14 protein-coding genes are annotated in these 7377 nt (G+C 39.9%); 10 read left to right on the forward strand and 4 right to left on the reverse strand.

Annotated elements, in window-relative coordinates:
- From ACE1CD_RS27775 to ACE1CD_RS27790, 4 genes are all read left to right on the forward strand, one after another.
- On the forward strand, positions 1 to 331 hold a 331-nt coding region (locus ACE1CD_RS27775; RefSeq protein ID WP_374789256.1), incomplete at its 5' end, for a hypothetical protein.
- 34 nt (positions 332 to 365) lie between these two features.
- Positions 366 to 506, forward strand: a complete 141-nt coding sequence (locus ACE1CD_RS27780) for an element excision factor XisH family protein (RefSeq protein ID WP_374789258.1) — start codon at positions 366 to 368, stop codon at positions 504 to 506.
- A gap of 16 nt (positions 507 to 522) precedes the next feature.
- On the forward strand, positions 523 to 858 hold the full coding sequence (locus ACE1CD_RS27785; RefSeq protein WP_374789259.1) for a XisI protein: 336 nt from the start codon (positions 523 to 525) through the stop codon (positions 856 to 858).
- A 39-nt stretch (positions 859 to 897) separates the two neighbouring features.
- Positions 898 to 1503 (forward strand): Uma2 family endonuclease, encoded by a 606-nt coding sequence (locus tag ACE1CD_RS27790; RefSeq protein ID WP_374789260.1) that lies wholly within the window; start codon positions 898 to 900, stop codon positions 1501 to 1503.
- Between the two features lie 137 nt (positions 1504 to 1640).
- Here the strand turns inward: ACE1CD_RS27790 and ACE1CD_RS27795 are convergent, their stop codons facing one another.
- The 4 genes from ACE1CD_RS27795 to ACE1CD_RS27810 form a co-directional block, all read right to left on the reverse strand.
- Positions 1641 to 2024, reverse strand: coding sequence for a hypothetical protein (locus ACE1CD_RS27795; protein ID WP_374789261.1), 384 nt, complete (start codon positions 2022 to 2024; stop codon positions 1641 to 1643).
- Positions 2024 to 2362: a DUF5674 family protein gene (locus ACE1CD_RS27800; RefSeq protein WP_374789262.1), complete on the reverse strand. Its 339-nt coding sequence runs from the start codon at positions 2360 to 2362 to the stop codon at positions 2024 to 2026. The genes ACE1CD_RS27795 and ACE1CD_RS27800 overlap by 1 nt, the downstream gene beginning before the upstream one ends.
- A 245-nt stretch (positions 2363 to 2607) precedes the next feature.
- Positions 2608 to 2844 carry a hypothetical protein gene (locus ACE1CD_RS27805; protein WP_374789263.1) on the reverse strand — a complete coding sequence of 79 codons (237 nt, stop codon included), beginning with the start codon at positions 2842 to 2844 and terminating at the stop codon, positions 2608 to 2610.
- On the reverse strand, positions 2841 to 3032 hold the full coding sequence (locus ACE1CD_RS27810) for a hypothetical protein (protein WP_374789264.1): 192 nt from the start codon (positions 3030 to 3032) through the stop codon (positions 2841 to 2843). The genes ACE1CD_RS27805 and ACE1CD_RS27810 overlap by 4 nt, the downstream gene beginning before the upstream one ends.
- Between ACE1CD_RS27810 and ACE1CD_RS27815 the strand changes: the two genes are divergently transcribed.
- The 6 genes from ACE1CD_RS27815 (at position 3031) to ACE1CD_RS27840 (ending at position 7357) form a co-directional block, all read left to right on the forward strand.
- The gene (locus ACE1CD_RS27815; RefSeq protein WP_374789265.1) at positions 3031 to 3459 is read left to right on the forward strand and encodes a hypothetical protein; all 429 of its coding nucleotides are present in this window, start codon (positions 3031 to 3033) and stop codon (positions 3457 to 3459) included. The two genes, ACE1CD_RS27810 and ACE1CD_RS27815, sit on opposite strands and share 2 nt — an antisense overlap.
- Before the next feature lie 143 nt (positions 3460 to 3602).
- Positions 3603 to 4241 (forward strand): hypothetical protein, encoded by a 639-nt coding sequence (locus ACE1CD_RS27820; protein ID WP_374789266.1) that lies wholly within the window; start codon positions 3603 to 3605, stop codon positions 4239 to 4241.
- Positions 4242 to 4247: 6 nt separating this feature from the next.
- Positions 4248 to 4382, forward strand: a complete 135-nt coding sequence (locus ACE1CD_RS27825) for a hypothetical protein (RefSeq protein ID WP_374789267.1) — start codon at positions 4248 to 4250, stop codon at positions 4380 to 4382.
- Positions 4383 to 4444: 62 nt separating this feature from the next.
- Positions 4445 to 5407, forward strand: coding sequence for a DNA polymerase III subunit delta (gene holA, locus ACE1CD_RS27830; RefSeq protein WP_374789268.1), 963 nt, complete (start codon positions 4445 to 4447; stop codon positions 5405 to 5407).
- Complete coding sequence (locus tag ACE1CD_RS27835; protein ID WP_374789269.1) at positions 5404 to 6567, forward strand: DNA polymerase III subunit delta'; 1164 nt, start codon at positions 5404 to 5406, stop codon at positions 6565 to 6567. Before holA ends, ACE1CD_RS27835 begins: the two co-directional genes overlap by 4 nt.
- A 73-nt stretch (positions 6568 to 6640) precedes the next feature.
- Complete coding sequence (locus ACE1CD_RS27840) at positions 6641 to 7357, forward strand: hypothetical protein (RefSeq protein ID WP_374789270.1); 717 nt, start codon at positions 6641 to 6643, stop codon at positions 7355 to 7357.
- Positions 7358 to 7377 lie beyond the last annotated feature (20 nt).

Raw genomic sequence — 7377 nt, forward strand, 5'->3', positions numbered from 1 at the left:
GATGCTGTGCGTGGAGGCTGGAACCAATATGAAAGCCAGAGCGCTCAAGCTAATTGAAGAAGATGTAGTTTACTTTAGACTTACTGGCGAAGTTAGAAACTTAGAAATGCCAGCAACTAAAATCGCGCCAATTGCTGAGCTAGCGAGGAATAATTACAAACAGCTAGAAGGCAAAGTTAAAAACCTCGAAGCAATAGCAAGAGGTGAAAAGCCATCCTTAGCGGATCTGTTGCGTATAGCAGAAGCATTGGATTTTGATGAAGAAGAATTAATTAAGATCCGGACACGAGACTTTAATAATGGGGAGACTGAAACTGATGCACCTGGTTAGATTTTTTTAAGTAATTGCGACGAAGCCAAAATATTTGATCTCGGCAATTAGCGATTTTCATACAGCTAATGGGCAATTTCTTAACTACCGTATTATGCTGGAAGTAAAAGAACCCGATCGTCATAGAGCCAAGAATCCCCCGTGCTTCAGCCGGGGGAGTGTCAAGAACCAATAAATGAGGAGATTGTGCAATGAATAAACTAGAGCTTTATCGTTCCTGCATCCAAACTCTCCTGTCAAAGCATAGCCAATATAAATCCCGTGACGAAGATATAGAAAGCGAACTAATTTTTGACCCAGTGCGGGATCGCTACCAACTCATGCGTGTCGGCTGGAAAGGCTTAAAGCGAATCTATTACACTGTCTTACACTTCGATATCAAAGACGGCAAAATTTGGCTTCAGCAAAATACCACTGATATCGATGTTGGTGAAGAACTATTGTCTATGGGTATTCCCAAAGAAGATATTGTTTTGGGGTTACATCCTCCCTACAAGCGTCCTTACACGAACTATGGTGTTGCTTAAAACCTTACAATTAAGTTACGTCCCCTGAAAACATGACAAATGACCTACACCCCAGCCAAACTACTTAGCTTCGAGGAATTTATCGCCCAATACGGGGATAATACACGTTATGAACTAATTGATGGAGAACTTAGAGACAGGTCACCCACTGGCCCTCATGAAGCTGTTGCTGGCAGTATTGCGGGTAGAATCTATGTCGAAATTTTTCGTGCTAATTTAAACTGGTTGGTGCCAAAAACTTGTCTGGTCAAACCACTATATGCTGAAGCTACAGTGCTTCGTCCTGACGTAGTTGTTTTAGATAAAGCAGAACTAAGTAGTGAACCCCTGTGGCAAAAAGAACCTATTATTTGTAACGGAAGTACCATTAAGCTTGTTGCTGAAGTGGTCAGCACTAATTGGCAAGATGATTATGCCAGGAAAGTGGAAGAATACGCTTTTTTGAATATCCCAGAATATTGGATTGTAGACTTTCGAGGTTTGGGTGGTTTACAATTTATCGGCAATCCTAAGCAACCTACTTTCACCGTTTGCCAGTTAGTTAATGGTGTGTACCAACAGCAACAATATCGCTTGGGAGATCCTATTTCTTATTACCTATTCCCCAATTTACAATTACAACTTGATGACATTATGCCAACTTGAAACTCTGGTGTATTTGGTTGGTTACTATGTGTGAAAATCTTCCCATAAAAAGAACAAAAAACCCTAATTTTCGCTACTTAGGCTAATTCAAGTAGTGAGTTTAGTAAGAGGTTAGAGCCTTTATTCCGATCCCTTTGTTAAATAATTGCTATATTTGCTAATTTTTCATGAGAATCTATCGACTCTATTGGCTCGATTAATCCTGCCATTTGTAATAAACGATCTGATTGATTACGGGCGTACAATGATAAAATATTTCTTGCTTGTTCAACCGGAAAGGCTTTCTGCCAAGCCAACAACTCTCTTTGGATTCCCGCTAATTCTAATAAAAACTCTTTGGGAACATTGGTAGCACACCACTCAATCATTAAAGCCGCTTCCCGCAAAAGATGATTGGTTAATAAATCATGTTTCTCAACGATTGCTTGGCTGGATATTGTAGCAAGGGTTGAGGCTAAGTTGCCTAATTGTTGTTGCCAGTCTAAGTTTATGAATCTTTCGTATAATTTTTGGCGTTCCATTAACTGACCTCCAATAAACGACGCACAATTTTTTCTATTCTCTGTCTCAAATCGGCATTTTGAATTTCCATTGACCGATTTTGTTGCCGAGGACGGATATTAATTAAGGATTCAAATCCAACCTCTTTAGTTTCTGGATACCAGTCAGCGCCCCAAATATTCACCTGTTGGCTGCCATCTTCTAATAAAGCTTGTTCGCAGTCTGCATGAAGTTCCCCTCCGCCAGCAATAATCTCTCGTACTACATCTACTGCTAGTTTAACCCTCAGTCCAAAATAAGTCTCTGCCATCTGATTGATTTGTTCTGGGGTAGCAGGGTCGCGGATAATCAGTACCATAGTTTAAAGCTGTGCAATAAGTAGCGCAGTAAGTGATGGATGAAATAGTGGAAGTAGTGAGTAGCAAAGTATCTTAAGCCATACATAAAGGGGCGGTAACGCCGCCATTGGAATTGATAAATTCCCTGGTTATTAATGTATCCCAAAAGATTTTGTCTACATCAAAGGCAGACTAATTCTTTGAAAGATATGGATTTTGCATCACGGAGGTAGCAAGCATTAAATCCACAGACTTAATAATTTTATCATACTTGACTGCAATAGATATTCTGATTTAAGGTTTCTTTTACTCCTACATCTGCTACCCACCAATCAAATTCTCTATGCAGTTGCTTTAATTGGTCTTCTTCTTGACCAGAATTAATAACTGTTTGATTAACAACTTGTTGTCGAGAAACTGCCCGAAATGCTCCTACAATTTCTTGTACTATAGTAATTTGCTGTGCATTTAAGCCTGTGACATCTATAACTTCTGGTTTCATACACTCTCCATCACAAAAACAATAAAAATGCGCTGACGCTGCCATTGGGATTGATGAATTCCCTGGTTGCTAATGTATTCTAAAAGATTGTCTCTTGACCAAAAGCAGACCGACTCTTTGAAGAAATATGGATTTTGCGTTGCTACTATAGCTGGCATTAAATCCATCAGGTTCAATAATTTTATCATGCTTGATTGGGATACGCCACATCGAGGCGAAGTTTACCAAAATCTTAAACAACTTTGCCACGAAAATCCGGCAGAACTTTGGGCTATCTACGATACATTTGGTGGCGTTCATGCTTTCCGATTGAATTGTACCGAACTACCCACTTCTGCCCATAGTATTGCCTTAGCTTATAAGCTGGATGCAGACATTCGCTATGTGGAACTTTGCATATCGAGAAACCTTTGGTCAGCACGCATCGCGCCTAAACCTGGTAGAAGCGGAGATTTCATCTGTTTCAAAGGTTTTGTTGGCACAGGAACTGCCCTACCAAAAACTCAATGGCTCTTGCAGATTCACCACAATTTGTTAATTAAGCATGGACTAACTACGCCTAGTAAAAATAGTCCAAGTTCCTCACTACTTCGACAAATTCGGTTAGTTGCTTAATTGTCAATCTTAGACCCGGTTATTCCGGGTCTTTTTTTCAATCATGTCAAGATAATAGAAAATCGTTAACTCTTTATTTGGCATTTTTGGTTTATTTATGTCAGCGCTGACGCGCCAAATATTAGCAACATTAGGCATAAATAATGTCAAATTCACATCCTTCCCTATTTGAATTATCTCCCCAAACCCAACGAATTCCAGATTCTTTTAAAAAGATGACGAATCTGCTGCTGGAAAATGGAGCTAACAAAGAAGTGATTGCTACCATGTTAGAAATAGCTCAATTTTCTATCCATCACGTTCGTTGGTTAGCTGGGCCAGTAATTGTGCATCAATCCCTTTGGATGGAAACGTTACCCAAATGGCTGATAGAAGCCATTTATCTAGACAGATTGGAGCAAATTTTCCAAGAACATGAAACAGGTGAAGTTGGTGTGCTAGCAACACCAGTAGAAGTCCTCGCTTGTATGTATCCAGCCACGATGGAAGCACCTTTACATTCTGATTGGGTCAATGTTTATTTGTGGGTCGGTAATGAAGTTTTCTCCAAACATCAACGGCTTCAAGAAACTTCTTTATGGCAACTGCTTGGCGAGGATACACCCGTTAAATTTGAGTCGATTAAGTCCGATTTTGAGCAGTTAGCAAGAGATATCCGCAGAAAGGTTGTAGAAGGTGGTAAACAACGAGGATGGGGTAGGAAACCTCTTCCCTCAGCCACCGCCTCTCAAAAATCACCGCCTGACGCAGAAAATCGACCCCTACAATATACGCTTTTTTGAATTAGAATGAACAATAATTCAAGTCTACATCTGGCTAATTGGGAAGTTGATAAATTAGCCAAAGAACCTGGTTTTTTAATTCGTCCTGTAGAACCGCAACCTCAACAATTCAAAATTCAAAATTCAAAATTCAAAAAGTAAATTTAATTGGTTAGCTAGAATTTTGAATTGTTTAATTTTTCACCATTTAACTGAGAATTACCATGCCTATTTACATTTATTGGGGTGATGATGACTATCTCATCGAACGTAATGTTACCTTATTACGCGATACAGTCGTTCATCCAGACTGGCAAATATTCAATTTTTCCCGTTATCAGTTTGGCGAAGACAACTTTAAAGCCGCTCTTAATGACATTTTAACTCCACCAATTTGCGAAGGTGGACGCTTAGTGATTCTATCCAATTTGGGAGAATTGAAAGCAATTGATGAAACCGAAATCGAACAACTGTCACGTACTCTGCTAAGTATACCAGAAAGTAATCATCTATTGCTAACCAGTCAATCGAAATTAGACAACCGCCTCAAGTTTACTAAGCTACTTTCCCAGTATGCTCAAGTCAAAGAGTTTTCCCTCATTCCAGCTTGGGATACCCAAAAGCTAACGAACAGAGTTAAAGAAGCTGCTAGGGAGTTGTCTATTTCAATATCCGATGAAGCAGCTAATCTCTTAGCAGTTTCAGTGGGTAATAATACTAGGCTCTTGTTTAATGAGCTGGAGAAACTTAGCTTGGTGGCGGTAAGCTCTGAGATTGAGGTTTACCTTATGAAAAGCTTGGTTAATATTACTACCACTAATACTCTCCAACTCGCCAAAGCTATTTGTGTGAAAGATGTCTCTACAGCTACTCAAGTGTTTAGCACGCTCTTATCACAAAATGAACCAATTGTCAAGATTGTTGCTACTCTCACTACCTCATTTCGTACTTGGTTAATTGTGAAGGCTATGGTAGCTGAGGGTGTCTCAGATAATTATACGATCGCCACAGCAGCAGGAGTAGGAAACCCCAACCGCGTCTACTACTTGAAACAAGAAGTTAGCTCAATTTCTCTATGCAGATTAAAGCAAGTTCTGTACCAATTGTTAGAGTTGGAAATCCTAGCAAAACTTGGTGGTACTGAGTCACTCTTCACTAGCCAAATCATTTCTCTTTGCACTCTATGAGCATTTTACAATTCTTTCCTGACCGAAAAAAAAGGGTTTCAAGCCTCCCCTTTCAAGGGGAATCATCAAAAAACTCTTCCTTTTTTGAGCTTCCGTCCGATCATTGCGGAGCCAATCCAAAATCCAAAATCCAAAATCCAAAATCGAGTGACCCTGGCGACCCTACTGATACTACTGGGATTGCAGAAAAAGCTACTTTTGAACCATTCTTTGATGAGATTGTTGGTCAATCAACAGCGATTAAGCTGCTGGAAAAGACAATCGCTACTCACAGAGTACCCAATGCTTTTCTCTTTGTTGGCCCTGATGGTGTGGGTAAACGCCTTACTGCTAAGTGTTTCATAAAAGCGCTGTTTTGTCAAGCGCTTCCGGTATCAAAAGTGTGCGGTTGTACGGAACAGATTCAACAATATAATCACCTGGATGTTCTATGGATACAACCGACATTTTTGCATTCTGGGGAATTAATCGATGTTTCTACTGCTGCTTCCCTTGAACTTACGTTCAAACAGCCGCCAGTTGTTCGCATTGAGCAAGTTAGAGAGATTGCTAATTTCTTGGCTTATCCTCCTCTATCAGCATCCCGACAAGTTGTGGTGATAGAGGGAGTAAATTCGATCGCATCCACAGCTGCTCATGCTCTGTTGAAGACTCTAGAGGAACCGGGAAATGCTACTCTGATTTTAATTGCTCCTAATTCTGAGTCTATTTTACCTACGATCCGTTCCCGTTGTTGTGTGATTCCTTTTAGAAATTTGGGTCAACAAGAAATGTGTCAGGTATTGGAGAGGACGGGGTATTCTCAGATTTTAGCACATCCTGAGATTATTGAGATGGCGCAGGGGTGTCCAGGGAGTGCGATCGCAGCTTGGAATCATTTAAAGTGCATTGAACAAATTGTCCCTGGAGTGCTATCAGATCTTTCTTTACATCGAGCTACTTCCCAACTTCTCCAAGTTGCCAAAACTATTAGCCAAAAGCTTGACATTTTGACTCAGTTATGGTTGTTAGATTATTGGCAATTTCAACTTTGGAAAACCAAAAGAGATAGGAGAATTATAGAGGTTTTGGAGAATGCTAAAAAGTCACTCCGTCTTGCACAATCTCAATTGGTTTTTGAGGTGTGTTTGTTGAAATTAGCAGAACTTAGGACTGATTGATAGTTGGTTTTTGAACATCAAGTAATCGCTGACGCGCCTCCAAATAGCGAAGAACAAGAAAGAAAGGATATCTATGGGTCATTCAACTCTTTTACCTACTCACAAAGTTCCGATCGACAATTTTAATACATTGGCTTCTCAACTAAGACAAGCTGGTGCTAAGTTTCGTTCTTCTATTCACAAACAAGACGCTACGATCGTTTTCTCTCAATTGCCTGACAAGGCTTTATCTATCCTAGAATCTGGTGCTAATTTTCAGGAGACTTGTGAGACTGATTTAAGTAGTTTTACACTAACACAGATCAGCAACATTGCACAGGAAACTTCTGAGTTTGCTTCAAATAGAGAATTGATAGAACGTCAGGAAGTGAGCCATTATAAAGCAGAGCAAGTGCTTGCAGAAACTCAACTAACAGAGGTGGATAATACCACTGAGTCTGTGGAGGTAACTGGAAAAATCTTGATGGATGAGTTAGTGGAAATTACTCCAAGAGAATCTGTTGAGATTGTGGAATCAACTGAACAACATTCAATGGATAACTTAATAGAGACTACTGCGCCAGAAATCGTTGAATCTGTGGAAGATGCTCCAGAATTTGTTGAGTCTGTAGAAAACGCAGTAGAGTTGGTGGAATCAACAACTCTAGCTACAAAAGAACAACTTTTGGAACTGAGTAAAACCAAGCTCAAGAAGTTAGCCAACAAATATGGGATTGAAGGTCGAACTAAGTTAGAACATCACGAATTAGCTGCTGCTTTAGCTAACAAAGTTCCCTTCGATAATCTGTAATTATTGGTCAAAAAGAATTC

This window comes from Aerosakkonema sp. BLCC-F183, assembly GCF_041929145.1.
Lineage (GTDB): Bacteria > Cyanobacteriota > Cyanobacteriia > Cyanobacteriales > Aerosakkonemataceae > Aerosakkonema.